Genomic DNA, 17,243 nt, shown 5'->3' with positions numbered 1-17,243 from the left:
AAAATGCGCGACGGCACAGCCCAGTGGCGTCCGTCGCGCACAAGCGAGGCCAACCGGCGTGACGCCGAATCAGTCAGCCGCGCGGGGACGACGAATGAGCATGAGGGCGGCCAGCGCGGCCACGATGGTGACGGGAATGCTCGCGCCGATCACCAGGGCGGCACTGCTGCCCACGGCAAGCAGCATGCCGGCGGCCAGTGGTCCGACCACCGAGCCGATGCGTCCGAACGCCACCGCTGCCCCCACGCCCGTTCCGCGCATGGCGGTCGGGTAGTAGGCGGCGGCGAGCGCATAGAGCACCGACTGGCCGCCGATGATGAACATGCCGGCGAAGAACGCCGCCGTCGCCAGTACACCGAAGCCCTGCGCCGCCGCGAGCCCGACAAGCGAGGCGATCATGCCCAGGTACATGCCGCCAATCACGAGCGACATGCGCGCGCGATCCATCAGGTAGCCGAGGGCGAGCACGCCAACGGCGCTCCCCACGTTGAAAAGAATCTGCACCCAACCGATATCGCCGCGCGCCAGACCGCGCGCCCCCATGAGCGACGGTAGCCAGTTGAGCAGGAAGTACAGCACGATGAGCGTGCAGAAGTAGGATAGCCAGAGCTGAATCGTCGAGATGCCGCGCCCCTCGGAGAACAGCACCGTCATCATCGGCGCGGGCGTGGCGCGCTGGCCTTGCGAGGTCGCGGCCGCAAACGCGCGAGACTCCGGCAGGCACCAGGCGAGCAACGGCAAGAGCAACAGCGGGCCAATGCCGCCCGCGTAGAAGATATGCCGCCAGTCGGCGTCGCTCACCGCCAGCATGCCAATGGTCGCGGCAATGCCACCGCCGAGCGGAATCCCGCAATACATGATGCTCACGGCCGTGCCGCGCAGGCGGGGCGGCACGGCTTCCGACGACAAGGCAATCAGGTTCGGCATTGCACCGCCCAGGCCGATGCCCGTGAGCACGCGCACGATCACCAACATCCAAAAGTCCGACACGAACGCCGTGGCAATCGACAACACGCCGAAGACCGCGGCCGAGAGCATCAGCACGCGCTTGCGGCCGATGCTGTCGGCCAAACGCCCGCCTACCATCGCCCCGGGCAGCAGGCCAAAAGTGCCCGCCGAAAAGGCGAGCCCCATCTGCGCGACGCTGAGTCCGAACTCCTTGGCCATGCCGCGTGCCGCCACCCCGACCGATTGCAGGTCGAGACCTTCGAGCAACGCCACGGCAAAGCAAAGCGCCAACGTGAGCGCCACCGGACTGGCGAGACTCGCTTGCCTGTCCGGCGCCAACGGCAACGCCTGCGCGTTGCCCTCCTGATTCGATTTCATGGTGTCTCCTGTCATCTTTGTCATGGACTTCGGTCGCCGCCCTGCGAGAGCGGCACCTGATGCGCAGTCAGCCGACGCCGGCGGCGACGCCCATTTAATCAGGTAACCTGATATATAGGGCGGACGTACGGCGGGCGCGACAATGCCGCGCGAGCCGCATATTGCGTTCGCCTTACCGTGCCACTGGAATGCTGTCGCCCGCTTCTCTGCGGCGACGGTCTCCATTTAATATCAAGCTACCTGACAATACAAGTGATCGGCAGGTCGGGACAAACCCGGGGTCAGTCGCGCAGATTGCGCACGAACATTTCGAGATGGCGTTGCACGGCGGCGGCGTCCTCGCGGCTCACATCGGCACGCATGCGCGTGTCGATTTCCTTGGCGACGGCTTCGCATTGCGCGAGCACCCGGCGCCCTTCGTCGGTGAGTTGCAACAGCACGATGCGGCCATGATTGGGGTCGGGCTCACGGGTGATCCACTGGCGCCCAGCCATGAGGCTCACGACCTCATTGGCCGATTGCGGCGTGATGAACGAGCGCTGGGCGAGTTGCGCATTGGAGAGCTTGCCGCGGGCGTCGAGCACCGATAGCGCGGTGAACTGGGCGAGCGTGAGGCCGAGCGGTGCCAGCGCTTCGGACATGTGGCGACGCAGCAGACGGTCGAGGCTGGCGATGACGTAGGTCAGACGCAACTTGGCCCGACGCGGCCGTGCCTCGGCCGAGCCCGCCGCCCCTTCGATCACTTCGGTGTCCGGTGCCCGCACGACATTGTCGTCGGCGCCTGCGGCTGCGGTCAGCTTCTTTTTCTCGGGTGCAACGCTCATGATGAGGAAGCGAGGATGCGCAAACAGCCTGCGTCAGTGCTCGCATAGTGCGGGAAAGTCAGCAGTGTAACGCCGCCGTCGCGCAGTGGCGACGGTCCGGCGGCGAGGCGTCGCGGACCGGCCCCCGCGGCACCGGTTGGCCTGCGATGTCAGCCGGCGAGCCGGCGGAACGTCTCGAGCACGGCGTCGCCCTTGAACGGCTTGACGATCCAGCCCTTCACGCCGGCCGCCTTGCCACGCTCCTTCATGGCCGGGCTGCTCTCGGTGGTGAGCATCACCACGTTGACGCTCTGGTTCGCGAGTTCGCCGCGAATCTTCTCGACCATCGTCAGGCCGTCCATATTCGGCATGTTCACGTCGCTGATGACGAGCTTCACGCCCGGGCTGGCCTTGATCTTGGCGAGACCGTCCTTGCCGTCAACGGCGGTGTCCACGTCCAGGCCGTTCTTGCGCAGAAAGCCGGCGACTTCGTCGCGCACAGTGCTCGAATCATCGACCACGAGAATCTTCGACATGGTGTTGTCCTTGTGTGTAAGAGGGAGTAGAGGTTCGCGTCGGGATCTCAGAACAGCTCCAGCGCCCCGGTTTCGACGGGCTCGGCGCTTGCCTGCGGGGCGTCGCGAAACGCCTCCGGCGACCAGTTGAGGCTAAAGACGAAATGCTGATGCAATGTCACGATCTGGCCGCTGACCGGATCGGTGAGGCGATAGACGAAACACAACTGCGGGTTGTCGGTGCCGAACGAAATGTACTTCTGCTTGTGATTGATGAGCAGCGGCACCTGCACCTGTGTGTGGCCCACTGCCGAGGGATCACCCATGTAGCGGTTCTTGAACGCGCCCCAGATCAGGTTCGTCAGCTCGCCCAGCATGCCGTTGAGTTCGCGAAAGCCCGCCGGCCCCTCGCAGCGGCCGGTATGTTCGAGCAGTTGCATGAACGGAACCTGCTCGGCCTGCATCATCATGTAGCCGCGGCACCAGGCGCTCTCGAGCGGGATCAGGCTGAAGACCTCACCGAAAATGATGCGATCGCGCACCACGCCGGGCGGCTCGCAGTGCACGGCGATGTCGCCGAACAAGCCGCGAAATACACCATCGGTGATATCGACCATGCCGCGCACGAGCGCTTCGGGGTATTCATGCTCGACGCTGTCGTCGAGGATCAGAAACTGGCTGACCGACTCGCGGGGGGTGCTTCGGTTCATTATCGTAATTTCCTAGGGCCTGACAAAACCATTGCCAATTCAAAACAATTCCAGTTCACCGCTGCTGTCTTCCGATTCGCTGACGTCGGCATTGAAGTCGAGCGGGGCGTGCGCGCAAACGCATAGCGTGGCCGCCAGACGCACCGAACCATCAAGCGTGATGTCCCACGAGGACAGCAGATTCGGCTTGAGTTGCGTAAGGTGCGGCACGCAGTGCGCACTCAGTACGTACGGCGTCGACATGCCCAGATCGGGGAAGTAGTTGAGCAACTCTTGATTGATCGCCCCGCAACACAGATTGCCAAGTTCGAGGAACACCTCGCGAAACGGCTTGTCGCGATCGTCGCCCGCGAAGTACGCGGCCGTCGCATCGTCCTCGTCGAAGTGCAGCACCAGCAGCATGCGAAAGCCGATGGACGAGATGGTGAACACCACCACGTTGGCATGCCGGGCGGCCAGATCGACCCCGACGTCCAGCGGCGGCGCGTCGTGCTGGCGCACTGAGAGCGGCACAATCTCGCACGCGCCGCTCACCGAGCGTGCGAGCCGGGTGCGTGCGGCTTTATGGAGAATGCGTTCGAAACTGTCGCGGGCGTGAGCGCTGATCACAACGAAACCTGCTGGCTTAGTGAAGACGGGAATGCAACTGCTGCGCGAGGGCTTCAACGCTCGAGAGGGAGGCCGCGATCATCTTGCCGCCCGCCTGAATGTCCTGGAACGTTGCCGTCGTCGTCACGTCGTTGCGAAGCAGGCTGTCGCGATAGCTCTTCGAGAGTTCTTCGGAGCGTGTGGCGAGCGAACGCACTTCGCTCGCGACGATGCCAAAGCCGCGCCCGGCCGGACCCGCGCGGGCCGCTTCGATGGACGCGTTGAGCGACACGATCAGAACGTGCCGAACGATCGACGCCAGTTCGTGGTTCTTCGCGTGCATGTCCTGGTTCTGCGTCATGAGGGAGATCATCTGCTCGTGCCAGCGCTCGAAGGTCGCCGCCAGTCCGCGCAGACGCCCCGCCTCGCCCGCAATGCGCTCGGCCTCGGCTTGCCAGTGACCTTTTGCTTCCAGCACGGCAGCCTCGGACTTGCGCGCCACTTGCAAATCGACTTCGGCCTGCGTCAAACGTGCCTGTTGTGCGGTGAGCGCCTCATCGTGCGCCTGTCCCTGTTCTTCGAGGCAGACGATCGCCAGACGCTCGCGTTCGAGCACCTGCGCCAGTGCCTCGTCATGCGCCTGGGTCAGTGCGCGCCAGTGTGCCGTGGCCAGCGCCATGCGCCACCGGTGCGCAACGAACGCCACAACGCCTGCGCTGATCACGCCCGCCATTCCACCCGCCAGCAACCATTGCACCGAGTTCATACTCGAATCGTCTCCGAGCGCGGCACGTCGACATCCAGCGCCGGTCTGTCGACAGCATCGGCCGCCACGCTGTTCAGGTCGAAACCGTCGACCACGAGGTTGTCCGGCAGACACACCACCGTCTGGAACTGGCGGAACTCAGCCCCCTTGTGCTCGTCGGTGAAGCGCAGCTCGATGCGGCCATGCTCGCGCCGCACGAAGTCCTGCACCGCATCCATGCCCACACCGCGCCCGGACACCTCGGTGACCTGCGCCGCCGTCGAGAAGCCCGGGCGGAAGATGAACTGGGCGATCTGCTCGTCCGTCACGTAGGTTTCGGCCGTAATCCAGCCGCGCTGCACGGCGATGTTGCGAATGCGGTGCAGCGCCAGGCCGCGTCCGTCGTCGCAGAGCGTGACTTGCAGCATGTTGTGATCGAGGCCGACTTCGATGTCGATGGTGCCGGCCTCCGGCTTGCCCTTCGCACGACGCTCGTCCGCGCTCTCCAGCCCGTGATCCATGGAGTTGCGCAGCAGGTGCATGAACACATCGCGCAGAATTCGCACGGCGGGCGAACGCAGGCGATAGCCGTTGTCGTCGACGCGCACCGCCGGCGCCGGCTTGCCGAGTTCGCTCGCCAGCGACGGCAGCGAATCGAGCACCCCGCCCAACGCTTCGCCCACGCCCTCGGTGCCCAGCAGGCGCAGGGTCTGATGCACGGCGTCGCGCATGGCGACGAGTTGATGCGGATCGTTCGGATCGGCCGCTTCGAGCATGCGCAGGCTCGCGCGGATGTGGGCACGGTCCACCACCATCGATTCCTCGTCGGCCGTCCTGCCCGGGCCTTTTCGACCGAGGCTCATCTCATTGATATGCGCATAGGTATCGACGGCATCGCGCACGCGCTCCAGTTCGCGCATCAGGCCATCCTGATCCCACAGGCGCGCGACGTCCGGCTGGCGCAGCTCGTGATAGCGCTGCTCGGTCTCGTGCACGACGTTCGTCAGGTACTGCAGGTTGTACGTGCGCGCGTTGCCCTTGATGGTGTGCATATTGCGGAACAACTCGGCAATGGCCGCGCTGTCGGCCTGCGAGTGCTTGCGTATGATGCGTTCATTCTCACGAATGAAGCCGGTCGAGCTTTCGATGAAGTGATGGAACTTCTCCTGGCTCACCGACAGAATCTCGCCGATCATCTCCAGCCGCTGCTTCTGCTCGCTGGCCTCGGCCGCGAGTTCGCGCAGCTCGGTCACGTCGCGTACACACAGCATGAGCCGCAGGATCGTGTCGCTCTCGTCGGTGATCGCCGACCAGGTCAGATCGAGTTGCTTGATGCGCCCGTCCGACATGCGCTTGCCGATCTCGCCCACCAGCAAGTGTTCGTTGAAGACAAAGTTGATGGCATCCTGCCCGATACAGGCCTCGACGGCGGCTTCGACCTGCGAGAGCGCATCCGCGCCCAGATCGCTGTCGCCGAACACCAGTTCCATGACGGGACGCCCCGCGATGTCCTGCGTCTCGAAGATCGCTTCGAGATAGGCCGAGTACTCCGCGTGCACTCGCGCGCCGTCGACGACCGTCAGAATGCCCTGCTGCATGTTCTGCAGCATCGCCTGAATATCAGCCGTCTTTTGCTTGAGTTGCGCCGAGCGTTCCTGAATCTTCTCGATCATGCCGTTGAATGCCACGATCGAGTGCCCGATTTCATCCATCCGACCGACCGGCACGCGACGGGTGAAATCCTGGCTTTTGGCGATCTCGCTCATCATCGCCTGCATGCGCGAGAGCGGACGCGTGATCTGGCGGTACAGCAACGCGCCGATGGCCGTGAGCAGCACGATCGCGAGTCCGGTCACGATGCCGATGGCCGTCGTGGTGGTCGAGAGCGTGTCATTGAGCGTTGCAATGGCCGAGTCCTGCTGGCGCGTCTTCTCGACGCGCAGCGTGTTGACCACCCCTTCGAGTTCGTCGCGATACTGCGCGACCATCGCGAAGAGGAACGCCTGCGCCATGTCCGTCTTGCCCGCCTGCTTGAGCTTGGCGGTGTCGTTGATGGCATTGAAGTAATTCTCGACGCTCTCGCGGGCCTGGGTCACCAATCCCTTCTGCGCATCGCTCGCCGCGCCTTCGGCCTGACGGGTCAGCGACCGGTCAATGTCGCCGCGCAGCTTCTTGAGGGTGTTGAGCGCCTGTTCGACGACAGTGTCGTCCTGCGCGTAGACCAGCGTCATCGTGGCAATCTGCACCGCCTTGACTTGCGAGACGAGATCGGCGGAAGCGAGTGCGCTCGGCACCACGCCTTCCGTCACCTGCCGAACCTTGTGAGCGCTGGCGCGGGTCTGGTAGACCGCGTAGCCACCGATGATCGAGAGCGCGATAAACGTCAGGATCACCAATAGCGTAATTCGATGACGGATCGTCATGGCGTCGTTTCCCCGGGTCGCACCGGCCCCCGGTGCCACGCGCGATTCGACGCAGTAGATCGGTTGCCGAATTAGTTGGTATAGGCTTCGTGCGACGTGATTATTGCCGGTGAACTGTGACGATTCGATGAATCAACAGAATCTTAATGTGTTCTGTACGCCGTAACGCCGTGTAGGAATCCGAGATGAGTGAGCGCACGCCAACATCGCCTCTGGACACGACTTGGCATGCGCAGCGCCGCCCCATAAGAAAACAGCGCCGGTGGCGCGGTGCGATGCACACCGCGCCACCGGCGCTGCGGGACCAACCGCTGGCTCAGTAGCCGGCGGCGAGACCGTCGCGACGACTGTCGCTCGCGGCGACGTAGCCTCGATCCGGATCGTTGCGATCCAGGCGCCAAATGTACTGACCCGAGCCGAAGTCCATGTACGGGTCGTCGATGGACTTCAGGGAGTGCCCCATCGCCACCAGTCCGGCCACCGTCTCGCGGTCAAGCGTCGATTCGATATCGACGGTAAAGTCGCGATTGACCTTCCAGCGCGGTGCGTCGCATGCCGCCTGGGGTTGCTGGCCGTAGTCGATCATCCGCACGATCGATTGCAGATGGCCCTGCGGCTGCATATCGCCGCCCATCACCCCGAAGCTCATCACGGCCTCGTGCTTGCCGTCGACCTTTTGCGTGAGGAACGCCGGAATGATGGTGTGGAACGGTCGTTTACCGCCTTCGACCACGTTGGCCGACTTCGGATCCATGGAGAACCCGCAGCCTCGGTTTTGCAGCGCGATGCCCAGATCGGGCACCACCACGCCGGAACCGAAGCCCATGTAGTTCGACTGGATGAAGCTCACCATCATGCCCTGCTCGTCGGCGGCCGACAGATAGATCGTGCCGCCGGCCTTCGGCATGCCGAAGTCGAAATGCGACGCCCGCTCGGGGTCGATCAGCTTCGCACGCGCGGTGAGGTAGGCGTCGTCGAGCATCTGCTCAGGCGTCACCTCCATCGAGCGGGGATCGGCGACGTATCGGTAGAGATCGGCAAAGGCGAGCTTCATCGCCTCGATCTGCAAGTGTTGCGAATGCACGCGATCGACCGCCAGACGAGACACATCGAACTTCTCCAGAATGCCCAACGCCATGAGCGCGGCAATGCCCTGCCCGTTCGGCGGAATCTCGTGCACCGTATAACCGCGATAATCCTTCTCGATCGGCTTGACCCAATCGGCGCGGTAATTGCGCAGATCGTCGGTCGTCATCGCCCCGCCATGCTCTGCCGACCAGGCGGCGATGCGCTGTGCAATCTCGCCTTCGTAGTACGCGCGCGGCCCCTCCTTCGCGAGCAGGCGCAGCGTGCGCGCATGGCCGGGCATACGGATCATCTCGCTGGTCATCGGCGCACGGCCATGCGGCATGAACGTCTGCGCGTAACCAGGAAGGTCCTTCAGCTCAGGCACCGCCGCCGCCCATTTGCGTGCGACGATATGCGCCACGGCATGTCCGCGCTCGGCGATCTCGATCGCCGGCGCCATCAGATCCGCGAACGGCAGCTTGCCGAACTTCGCATGCAACGCCTCCCAGCCCGCGATCACGCCGGGCACGGTCACGGTGTCGAGACCGCGCGTCGGCTGCTTGGCGATGCCATGCTGCTCACCATATTTCTTGCGGAAGTAATCGATGTTCCACGCGGCCGGCGCCACGCCCGAGGCGTTCAGGCCGTGGAGTTCCTTGCCGTCCCAGACCAGCGCGAAGCAATCGCCGCCCAGGCCGTTGGAGACCGGTTCGACGATTGTCATGCACGCGGCAGCGGCAATCGCGGCGTCGACGGCGTTGCCGCCCTGCCACAGCATGCGCAGCCCGGCCTGGGCGGCCAGCGGATGCGACGTCGACACAATGTTGCGGGCAAACACCGGCAGGCGCGGCGTCGGGTACGGATTCTGCCAATTGAAGTGCGTCATGGGACTGGCTGATGACCTTGGTAACGAATCGTGAAAGTGGCCCACCGGGCGGCGCGGCTGAAGAATCTCGTGCCGCGCTATTGTTCGCGCGGATCGAGCGCGTCGCGCAAACCGTCGCCCAGCAGGTTGAAACCGAGTACCGTCAGGAAAATGGCGATACCGGGGAAAATCGACATCCAGGGCGCCTGCTCGACGAAGTCCTTGGCCGTGTTGAGCATCGAGCCCCACGACGGCGAGGGCGGCAACTGTCCAAGCCCCAGAAACGACAGGCTTGCCTCCGCGATGATCGCGGTCGCCACGGTCAGGCTCGCCTGCACAATGATCGGCGGCAGCACGTTGGGCAGGATATAGCGCACGATGATGCGCGCATCCGTCAGGCCGATGGCGCGCGCGCCTTCCACATACTCCTCCGCCTTGACGGTCAACGCCTGCGCGCGGGCAAGCCGGACGAAACGCGGCATGGCCGACACGCCGATGGCAATCATCGCGTTCGTAAGGCTCGCGCCGAGGAACGCGGCCATCGCAATCGCGAGAATCAGGAACGGGATCGAGAGCAGCGCATCGGCCAGACGCGAGACAATCGCGTCGACGCACCGGCCGAAGTACCCTGCGAGCAAACCCAGCGGCACGCCGACGATCACCGCGATGCCCACCGACACCACCCCCGCCGCGAGCGAGGCGCGCGCACCGAAGATCATGCGGGCGAGCACGTCGCGACCCAGCTCGTCCGTGCCGAACCAGTGCAGCGCGCTCGGCGCCTGCCGCACCGTCATGAAGCTCGTGGCGATCGGATCGTACGGCGACAACCACGGGGCGAACAGCGCGACGATCACGGCGAACGCCACGATGATGGCCCCCACGACCGCCGCCCGGTTACGTGCGAACTTGCGCAGCCCGCGATGGCGGCGGCGCGGCAACCGTTCGGGGCTGGCAACGGCCGCGGCGGGTCGGCCCCCTTCGGCGCTCTGCGATGCAGTGGAAGTCGTAGGCAATGCGGCCATGTTCGAAGAGGTCTCAGGCGCGACGCAGGCGCGGGTTGAGCAAGACGTAAAGCACGTCGGCCAGGAGGTTGAGTGCGATGAAGCTCACGGCGGTCACCAGGACCACGCCTTGTACCACGGCATAGTCACGATTGAACACGGCATCGACGACCAGCTTTCCGAATCCCGGAATCGTGAAGACCTGTTCCGTGAGCACCGCGCCCGCGAGCAGTTCGCCAAAGAGCAGCGCGAGCACCGTCACGATAGGAATCAGCGCATTGCGCAGCGCATGCTTGAGCACCACGGTGCCACGCAACAGACCCTTGGCGCGCGCCGTGCGAATGTAGTCGGTGCGCAGCACGCCAAGCATGGCGCTGCGCGTGTGGCGCATCAACTGAGCCCCCAGCGCCGCGCCGAGCACGAACGCCGGCATGACCATCGTCTTGAAGCTCATCCACAGGTCTTCGGCAGGCGATACGTAACCCGACGACGGCAGCAGGTGCCAACGCACCGAGACCAGAAAGATCAGCAGAATACCGAGCCAGAAGTTGGGGATCGACATGCCGGACAAGGCCAGCACGTTCGCGCCGTAATCGATGGCCTTGCCGCGGTTGGCCGCCGACAGGATGCCCAGTGGGATACCGATCCCGATGGCAATCAGCAATCCGAACATCGCCAGTTGCAGTGTCACGGGCAGCTTCTGCGCGATCAGTGTCGTGACCGGCTCGCCTGTGCGCAGCGAGTTGCCGAGGTCGCCGCGCAGCACGTCGCCGATCCAGAGCGCGTACTGCGTGGGCAGCGGCTTGTCGAGGTGGTACTTCTCGCGCAGCGCGGCGATGACCTGCGGGTTCTGATCCTCGCCGGCCATCGCGAGCACGGGATCGCCGGGCAACATCTTCTGCAGCCCGAAGATCATCATCGACACGATGATGAGCGTGGGTATCGCGACCAGCGCACGATGGAGGACGAGGCGAAGCATGACGGCTCCTGTTTCCCTGGTAATGCCGGGCGGTCCCGGATTATCCCTTGAGGCTCACGCCACGCAGACGAATCAGTCCGTCCGGATAGGCAACGAATCCCTGCACCTTTTTGGTAAGCACATACGGCCACGGCTGCACGTACAGATAAAGGATGGGATTGTCTTCGGACAGGATCTTGTCGGCGGCGTCATAGAGCGGCTTGCGCTCCGCCACGCTGGATTTCACGCGCGCCTCGTTGAGCAGCTTGTCGACATCGGCATTGCAGTACTGCCCGTAGTTCAGGTTGCCCTTGCACGTGACGAACTGATGCAGGTTACCGTCCGGATCCACGCGTCCCGACCAGCCGTTGTAGAGCACGTCGAAGTCGCCGCGATGGGCGGCGTCGAGCGCCGCCGCGTAATCCATCGGCCGCAATTTCAGTTGAATGCCCGCCTCGGCGAGCATCGCCTGCAGCATCTGCGCCATCTGATTGGAGACCGTGTTGTTGCCGAAGCTCAGCGTCACGTCGACCTTCTCGAAGCCCGCCGCTTTCAGCAACGCTTTTGCCTTGGCAACGTCGCGCTTGGTCGTCTTGATCGACGCGTCGTAGTACTGTCCCGAGCGCGGCAATGCCTGATTGGCCGGGGTGAAGATACCGCCGCCGATCACCTTGTTGATGGCGTCGCGATCGATGGCCAGATCGAACGCCTGACGCACGCGCTTGTCGCGCAATGCCTTGGGCGCGTTCGCCGCCACATTGAACGTCAGGCCGTAGTAACCCAACCCGTCGATGGAGACGAACTTCAGGTTCGCATCGCGCTTGACCGAGGCCACATCCGACGGCGCGAGGCGTTCAAGCATGTCGAGCGATCCCGAGCGCACGTTGGCCAGGCGCACCGTGGTGTCGGGAATCGGCAGGAAAACGACCTTCTGGATCGGATACTTGTCCGCTTCCCAGTAGCCCGGGAATTTCTCCAGCACCACACGATCGTTCTGTACACGCTGCACGAACTTGTACGGACCGGAGCACACGGGGTGGGACTGCACGGAGGCATCGTCGCTCAGGGTCTTGGGCGCGAGCATCATGCCCGCGCGATCGGACAGCGTGGCGAGCAGCGCGGAATCCGGCGCTTTGAGCACGATGTTGACGGTGCTGTCGTCCACGGCGTCGACATGATCGATCGACGACAGCTCGCTCTTGCGATTGCTCGCGGGCAGGCTACGCGCGCGGTCCAGATTCGCCTTGACGGCGCGGGCGTTGAACGGCTCGTCGTCGTGGAACTTCACGCCCTGGCGCAGCTTGAATGTCCACGTCTTGCCGTCGGCACTCACGCTCCACGAGGTGGCGAGCATCGGCACGAACTTCAGATCGGTACTGATATCGACCAGCGAGCTGCACAGCGAGCGCAGCACCATGCGGTCGACGACCTGCGAACTGCGCGCGGGATCGAGCGAGCCGATGTCCTCCTGCAAGCCGATGCGAAGCGTCGATTGCGCCATCGCGGCGGCTGCGCCGGTCGTCAACGACGCCGCCAGTACAAGATCGAGCAGAACTTTACGCATGCGTGAGATCCCTTGTGGATGTGAGTGGGGAGAAAGTGTTGTTATCTGCCGACGGCCGCATCGGCCTGGGCTTGGCGCGCACGATACAGCGCAAGTCGCGCGCTCAGCGCATCGCTCGGCGCCGCGGCGCGCGCCGGACTGGCCCCAGCATTCTGAATCTCGCGCCAGAAATGACAGGCGACTTGCCGACCGTCGGGCAGCGTTTCGTCGACCGGCTTGTGCTCGCGACACGCGGCGCGCGCATGCGGGCAACGCGGATGGAAGCGGCACCCGGGCGGCGGCGCGGTCGGGCTGGGCAATTCGCCGCCGAGTGGCGCGCGTTCGCGCCGCAGGTGCGGATCGCTCGCGGGGATTGCTTGCAGAAGGGCCTGCGTGTAAGGGTGCAGCGGCGTGTCGAAGAGCGCGTCCGCGCTGGCCAGCTCGACAATCTCCCCGAGGTACATCACCGCCACACGATCACTCATGTGGCGAATCACCGCCAGATCGTGGGCGACCATGATGAGCGTCAGTCCGAAGTCGTGCTTGAGGCGTTCGAGCAAATTGATGACCTGGGCTTGCACGGAAACGTCGAGCGCCGAGACCGGCTCGTCGCCAACGATCACCCGAGGCTCCCCCGCCAAGGCTCGCGCAATGCCGATGCGCTGTCGCTGACCGCCGGAGAACTCATGCGGAAAGCGTTGTGCGTAATCGGGTTGCAGGCCGACGGTGCGCAGCAGTTCGGCCACGCGTTCGTCCCGGGCACGCCCACGGGCGAGGCCGTGCAACGCGATCGGTTCGCCGATCAGTCCCCCCACGGTCATGCTGGGATTGAGCGACGCGAACGGGTCCTGGAAGATGATCTGAAGTTCGCGCCGAAGACGCCGCATGGCGCTCGCACCCAACGTCATGATGTCCTCGCCCTGATAGCGCACTTCGCCGCGCGTGGCATCGAGCAAGCGCAACAACAGCCGCCCCAGCGTGGATTTTCCGCAACCGGATTCGCCCACAATCGCGAACGTCTCTCCGGCCTGCACGGAAAATGACACGCCGTTGACCGCATACACCGTGGGCGCACGAGAGAAGCCGACGCGATGACCGCCGAAGTGCTTGGTCAGGTCGCGCACGTCCAACAGCGGGTGCACAGGGGCGGGGGCGTTCATACGGCAACCTCTTCCATCGGGAATGCGGGCGGTGTCAGGGCCTCCACCGGTGCCAGCCAGCAGGCCACGCGATGCTTGCCGGACAACGTACGCTCGACAGGGGCTTCCTGCGTGCAGCGGGCTTCGGCAAACGGACAGCGCGGCGCAAAACGGCAACCGGCAGGCATGCGTTCCGGTGAAGGCACCGCGCCACGGATGGTCGCGAGCGTGCCCTCGCGTTTGCCAATCGACGGAATCGCCCCCATCAGACCGATGGTGTAGGGATGCTGCGGATCATCGAAGATCTCGTTCACCGAGCCGTATTCGACGATGCGCCCCGCGTACATCACCGCGACATCGTCGGCGACTTCGGCGACCACGCCCAGGTCGTGCGTGATGAGCACGACGGCGGTGCCGGTTTCGCGCTGCAAGGTTTGAATGAGCGTGAGTACCTGCGCCTGAATCGTCACGTCGAGCGCGGTGGTCGGTTCGTCGGCAATCAGCAGCGCGGGCCGGTTGGCAAGCGCCATCGCAATCATTACGCGCTGACGCATGCCGCCGGACAGTTCGTGCGGATAGTTGTCGAGCCGTGTCTCCGGTGCGGGGATGCGCACCCGCTTGAGCATTTCGAGCGCCTCGGCGCGCGCGGCGCGGCGATCCAGACCGCGATGGCGCCGAATGCCCTCCTCGATCTGATGACCGATGGTGAACGACGGGTTCAGCGAGGTCATCGGCTCCTGGAAGATCATCGCGAGACGATTGCCGCGCAGGTCGGCAAAGTCGCGCTCCCCCAACGTCAGCAGATCCCGACCTTCGAACATCGCGCGCCCCGCCACGACATTGGCGGGCGGACTCGGCAACAACCCCATGAGGGCGAGCGACGTCACGCTCTTGCCGCATCCCGATTCGCCGACGATGCACAGCGTCTTGCCGGGATACACGGCAAACGAGACGCCATCGATCAGATTCGGCGCGTCGGGCGCTTTCGAGAACTTCAGCGACAGTCCGGTGACATCAAGCACCGGCCCAGCGTCTGCGGGCATGGTCATGGGCGCGTTGTAGGGGTCATCAATCGTCTTGCCCCGGTTCCGGAAAGCCGGTCGCGAGGGATGTGCGTGACACGATTATGTCTTCCACGCACGCAAAAGAAATATTAATATTTCTTTTTCAAACGTAAATTATTCTTAACCTCTCGATGCTTACGTTGCGCATGTTGAAGACGTTCCGGCTGGTGGCACAAACCGGCTCGTTTGCGGCGGCCGCCGAGCGTGCCGCGCTGACGCAAGCGGCCGTCAGCCTGCAAATGCGCGGTCTCGAAGATGCCGTCGGTCAGCGGCTGTTCGATCGGCGCGGCCGGCAGATCACGCTCACGCGTCAGGGACGCGACTTGTTTCCGCGCGTCGAGCAGATCCTGGCGCTCACCGCCGAGCTGAGCGCCACCTCCGCCGGCACCATGCAGGGCCCGGTCACCATCGGCGCCGTGGTGTCGGTCATTGGCGCACTGTCGATGGCTGTCGCGGAACTCAAGACCGCGCACCCACGGCTCGATGTGCGGCTCACGTCGGCGCGCTCGGACGAACTGACCGATCTCGTCGAGCAGGGCGAGGTCGACATCGCCGCCGTGGTCGCGCGCGCCGACGATGCGCGCGTCGACGGCCTGGTGTGGACGCCCCTCTATACCGAGCCGATGGTCATGGTCGTGAATCGCGACGTCACCGAACCCGACCCGCAGCGCATTCTGGACGAGCACGCGTTTTTGCGCTTCGACCGGCGCGTTCGCACCGGCATGGTGGTGGAGCAGGCGTTACGCGCGGCGAAGCTCGGCGTGACCGAATACCTGGAGCTGAACTCCATCGAGACGATCGTCGCGCTCGTGCGCAAGAACGTCGGCGTATCGGTGCTGCCGCAACTGCATCGCGGCGATTGGCAGTCCGACCCGTTGTTGCGCATCGTGCCGATTGCCGAGCCGCCCTTGCTGCGCACGGTCGGCATGATTCATCGTGAGCATGACTCACGCACGCACGACATCACGGCCGCCATCGCCAGCATGTTGCACGACGTGTGAGTGGATGATGCGACGAGGGAAAAACGGCGCGAACCCTGTCGCGCCGTGACCGAAAATGAGAAGCCTGCAGCCGCGCATGCGATCAATCGCGCGTCTCGAAGGCCTTGTTGATGCGCAGTGCCAGAAGCGTGCAGACAGTGCCGGAGAGCAGATAGGCGCTCACTGCGATCAGCCCGAACTCGGACGACAATCCCAGTGCCACGAGCGGTGCGAAGGCCGCGCCGAACAGCCACGCGAAGTCGGTCGTCAGCGCCGCCCCGGTGTAGCGGAAGCGTTGCTCGAAGTTCGACGTCACCGTGCCCGCCGCCTGCCCGTACGACAATCCGAGCAGGGCGAAGCCGACCAGGATGAAAATGTCTTGCTGCGTGGAGCCGCCGCCCATCAGGAACGGCGCGAAGAGTGCGAATATGCCGATGAAGATGGCGAAAAGGCCCAGCGTGGTACGTCGGCCGATGCGGTCGGCAATGCGCCCGGAAATGACCGTGCACACGATGGCGATCGCCGCGCCGCACAGCTGCACGATAAGCACATTGTTCAGATCCTGGCTGTTTTTCAGCGCGATCCACGACAGCGGGAACACCGTCACCAGGTGAAAGAGCGCGTAGCTCGCGAGTGCGGCGAAGGCGCCGAGAAAGATGTTGTAACCTTGCGAGCGCACCATCTCGCGCGTGCTGATCGGCTCCAGTTGGCCCTCTTCGAGCATCTCCGTATATTCGTGCGTCACCACCAGACGCAGCCGGGCAAACAGCGCGACCACGTTCACGGCGAACGCCACATAGAACGGATAACGCCACCCCCACGTTAGGAAGTCGTCGGACTCAAGGCTCGAGTGCAGGAACAGGAACAGCGAGGCCGCGATGATGAAACCGATCGGCGCGCCCAGTTGCCCCATCATCGAATACCAGCCGCGCCGCTGAGGTGGCGCGTTCATCGCGAGCAGCGACGGCAGTCCATCCCACGAGCCGCCAAAGCCGATGCCCTGCACGAGCCGGAAGAACCCGAGCAGCCAGATGGCGCGGTCCCCCAGTACCGCATAGCCCGGCAGGAACGCCATGCCGGCTGTCGCCGTGCCGAGCACGAACAGCGCGGCGGTGAGCTTGACACTGCGTCCCCAGCGGCGCTGCGCGTTCATGAACAGCGCGGTACCGAACGGGCGCGAAATAAACGCGAGGGAGAAGATCGCGAACGCGTACAGCAGGCCATGCAGGCTGTCGGCGAACGGGAAGAAAACTTGGGGGAAGACGAGGACGGCGGCAATGCCGAACACGAAGAAGTCGAAGTACTCGGAGGCGCGTCCGACCACTACGCCGACCGCGATTTCCTCGGGCGCAATGCGCGACTTGCTCCCGTGATCGTGCGCTGTCGATGCGGCAGTCACGCCGGGCGGCGTCGGCGATTGATGAGCACTGCTTGACATTATCGGACCCCCTTGCGGATCGGGATGACCATGACACTCGTGCCAGAAGAGCATCGCAGGTATCGCGAATCGACGCC

15 protein-coding genes are annotated in these 17,243 nt (G+C 64.3%); 1 reads left to right on the top strand and 14 read right to left on the bottom strand.

Annotated elements, in window-relative coordinates; genetic code table 11:
* Window positions 1–69 precede the first annotated feature (69 nt).
* The 13 genes from mhpT to OYT13_RS04740 all read right to left on the bottom strand — a co-directional run bounded on the left by mhpT (window position 70) and on the right by OYT13_RS04740 (window position 14,727).
* A complete protein-coding gene (gene mhpT / locus OYT13_RS04800; protein WP_017233219.1) occupies window positions 70–1,326 on the bottom strand; it encodes a 3-(3-hydroxy-phenyl)propionate transporter MhpT in 1,257 nt (418 codons plus the stop codon).
* 281 nt (window positions 1,327–1,607) lie between these two features.
* Complete coding sequence (locus tag OYT13_RS04795; RefSeq protein ID WP_268567350.1) at window positions 1,608–2,150, bottom strand: MarR family winged helix-turn-helix transcriptional regulator; 543 nt, start codon at window positions 2,148–2,150, stop codon at window positions 1,608–1,610.
* A 149-nt stretch (window positions 2,151–2,299) separates the two neighbouring features.
* Entirely contained in the window at window positions 2,300–2,665 is a 366-nt protein-coding gene (locus OYT13_RS04790) for a response regulator (protein WP_017233217.1), read from the bottom strand.
* A 47-nt stretch (window positions 2,666–2,712) separates the two neighbouring features.
* On the bottom strand, window positions 2,713–3,354 hold the full coding sequence (locus OYT13_RS04785) for a chemotaxis protein CheX (protein ID WP_268567349.1): 642 nt from the start codon (window positions 3,352–3,354) through the stop codon (window positions 2,713–2,715).
* 39 nt (window positions 3,355–3,393) lie between these two features.
* Window positions 3,394–3,963 (bottom strand): hypothetical protein, encoded by a 570-nt coding sequence (locus tag OYT13_RS04780; RefSeq protein WP_150563246.1) that lies wholly within the window; start codon window positions 3,961–3,963, stop codon window positions 3,394–3,396.
* Between the two features lie 16 nt (window positions 3,964–3,979).
* Window positions 3,980–4,708, bottom strand: a complete 729-nt coding sequence (locus OYT13_RS04775; RefSeq protein WP_268567348.1) for a methyl-accepting chemotaxis protein — start codon at window positions 4,706–4,708, stop codon at window positions 3,980–3,982.
* Window positions 4,705–7,110 (bottom strand): MCP four helix bundle domain-containing protein, encoded by a 2,406-nt coding sequence (locus tag OYT13_RS04770; protein ID WP_268567347.1) that lies wholly within the window; start codon window positions 7,108–7,110, stop codon window positions 4,705–4,707. Before OYT13_RS04770 ends, OYT13_RS04775 begins: the two co-directional genes overlap by 4 nt.
* 316 nt (window positions 7,111–7,426) lie before the next feature.
* On the bottom strand, window positions 7,427–9,064 hold the full coding sequence (locus tag OYT13_RS04765; RefSeq protein ID WP_261939161.1) for a gamma-glutamyltransferase family protein: 1,638 nt from the start codon (window positions 9,062–9,064) through the stop codon (window positions 7,427–7,429).
* Window positions 9,065–9,141: 77 nt separating this feature from the next.
* Window positions 9,142–10,065: an ABC transporter permease gene (locus tag OYT13_RS04760; RefSeq protein WP_268567346.1), complete on the bottom strand. Its 924-nt coding sequence runs from the start codon at window positions 10,063–10,065 to the stop codon at window positions 9,142–9,144.
* Window positions 10,066–10,078: 13 nt separating this feature from the next.
* Entirely contained in the window at window positions 10,079–11,023 is a 945-nt protein-coding gene (locus OYT13_RS04755; protein WP_017233210.1) for an ABC transporter permease, read from the bottom strand.
* A 40-nt stretch (window positions 11,024–11,063) separates the two neighbouring features.
* On the bottom strand, window positions 11,064–12,566 hold the full coding sequence (locus OYT13_RS04750) for an ABC transporter substrate-binding protein (RefSeq protein WP_268567345.1): 1,503 nt from the start codon (window positions 12,564–12,566) through the stop codon (window positions 11,064–11,066).
* Between the two features lie 41 nt (window positions 12,567–12,607).
* Window positions 12,608–13,705, bottom strand: a complete 1,098-nt coding sequence (locus OYT13_RS04745) for an ABC transporter ATP-binding protein (RefSeq protein WP_268567344.1) — start codon at window positions 13,703–13,705, stop codon at window positions 12,608–12,610.
* Complete coding sequence (locus OYT13_RS04740; RefSeq protein ID WP_425494730.1) at window positions 13,702–14,727, bottom strand: ABC transporter ATP-binding protein; 1,026 nt, start codon at window positions 14,725–14,727, stop codon at window positions 13,702–13,704. Before OYT13_RS04740 ends, OYT13_RS04745 begins: the two co-directional genes overlap by 4 nt.
* A gap of 152 nt (window positions 14,728–14,879) precedes the next feature.
* Between OYT13_RS04740 and OYT13_RS04735 the strand changes: the two genes are divergently transcribed.
* A complete protein-coding gene (locus OYT13_RS04735) occupies window positions 14,880–15,749 on the top strand; it encodes a LysR substrate-binding domain-containing protein (RefSeq protein WP_268567343.1) in 870 nt (289 codons plus the stop codon).
* 82 nt (window positions 15,750–15,831) lie between these two features.
* Here the strand turns inward: OYT13_RS04735 and OYT13_RS04730 are convergent, their stop codons facing one another.
* On the bottom strand, window positions 15,832–17,166 hold the full coding sequence (locus tag OYT13_RS04730; protein ID WP_174975098.1) for an MFS transporter: 1,335 nt from the start codon (window positions 17,164–17,166) through the stop codon (window positions 15,832–15,834).
* Window positions 17,167–17,243 lie beyond the last annotated feature (77 nt).

Origin of the sequence: Pandoraea sp. XJJ-1, from assembly GCF_026802345.1 — a bacterium.
In the GTDB taxonomy this organism is placed as follows: domain Bacteria; phylum Pseudomonadota; class Gammaproteobacteria; order Burkholderiales; family Burkholderiaceae; genus Pandoraea; species Pandoraea cepalis.
Note: the sequence above shows the minus strand (reverse complement) of the source record. Positions and strands in the feature narration are given on the sequence as shown.

What these genes read in the sequence shown, in the direction of transcription:
- mhpT (WP_017233219.1), bottom strand. Translation starts at nt 1,326, where the DNA reads ATGAAATCGAATCAGGAGGGCAACGCGCAGGCGTTGCCGTTGGCGCCG.
- OYT13_RS04795 (WP_268567350.1), bottom strand. Translation starts at nt 2,150, where the DNA reads ATGAGCGTTGCACCCGAGAAAAAGAAGCTGACCGCAGCCGCAGGCGCC.
- OYT13_RS04790 (WP_017233217.1), bottom strand. Translation starts at nt 2,665, where the DNA reads ATGTCGAAGATTCTCGTGGTCGATGATTCGAGCACTGTGCGCGACGAA.
- OYT13_RS04785 (WP_268567349.1), bottom strand. Translation starts at nt 3,354, where the DNA reads ATGAACCGAAGCACCCCCCGCGAGTCGGTCAGCCAGTTTCTGATCCTC.
- OYT13_RS04775 (WP_268567348.1), bottom strand. Translation starts at nt 4,708, where the DNA reads ATGAACTCGGTGCAATGGTTGCTGGCGGGTGGAATGGCGGGCGTGATC.
- OYT13_RS04770 (WP_268567347.1), bottom strand. Translation starts at nt 7,110, where the DNA reads ATGACGATCCGTCATCGAATTACGCTATTGGTGATCCTGACGTTTATC.
- OYT13_RS04765 (WP_261939161.1), bottom strand. Translation starts at nt 9,064, where the DNA reads ATGACGCACTTCAATTGGCAGAATCCGTACCCGACGCCGCGCCTGCCG.
- OYT13_RS04760 (WP_268567346.1), bottom strand. Translation starts at nt 10,065, where the DNA reads ATGGCCGCATTGCCTACGACTTCCACTGCATCGCAGAGCGCCGAAGGG.
- OYT13_RS04755 (WP_017233210.1), bottom strand. Translation starts at nt 11,023, where the DNA reads ATGCTTCGCCTCGTCCTCCATCGTGCGCTGGTCGCGATACCCACGCTC.
- OYT13_RS04750 (WP_268567345.1), bottom strand. Translation starts at nt 12,566, where the DNA reads ATGCGTAAAGTTCTGCTCGATCTTGTACTGGCGGCGTCGTTGACGACC.
- OYT13_RS04745 (WP_268567344.1), bottom strand. Translation starts at nt 13,705, where the DNA reads ATGAACGCCCCCGCCCCTGTGCACCCGCTGTTGGACGTGCGCGACCTG.
- OYT13_RS04740 (WP_425494730.1), bottom strand. Translation starts at nt 14,727, where the DNA reads ATGCCCGCAGACGCTGGGCCGGTGCTTGATGTCACCGGACTGTCGCTG.
- OYT13_RS04735 (WP_268567343.1), top strand. Translation starts at nt 14,880, where the DNA reads ATGCTTACGTTGCGCATGTTGAAGACGTTCCGGCTGGTGGCACAAACC.
- OYT13_RS04730 (WP_174975098.1), bottom strand. Translation starts at nt 17,166, where the DNA reads ATGTCAAGCAGTGCTCATCAATCGCCGACGCCGCCCGGCGTGACTGCC.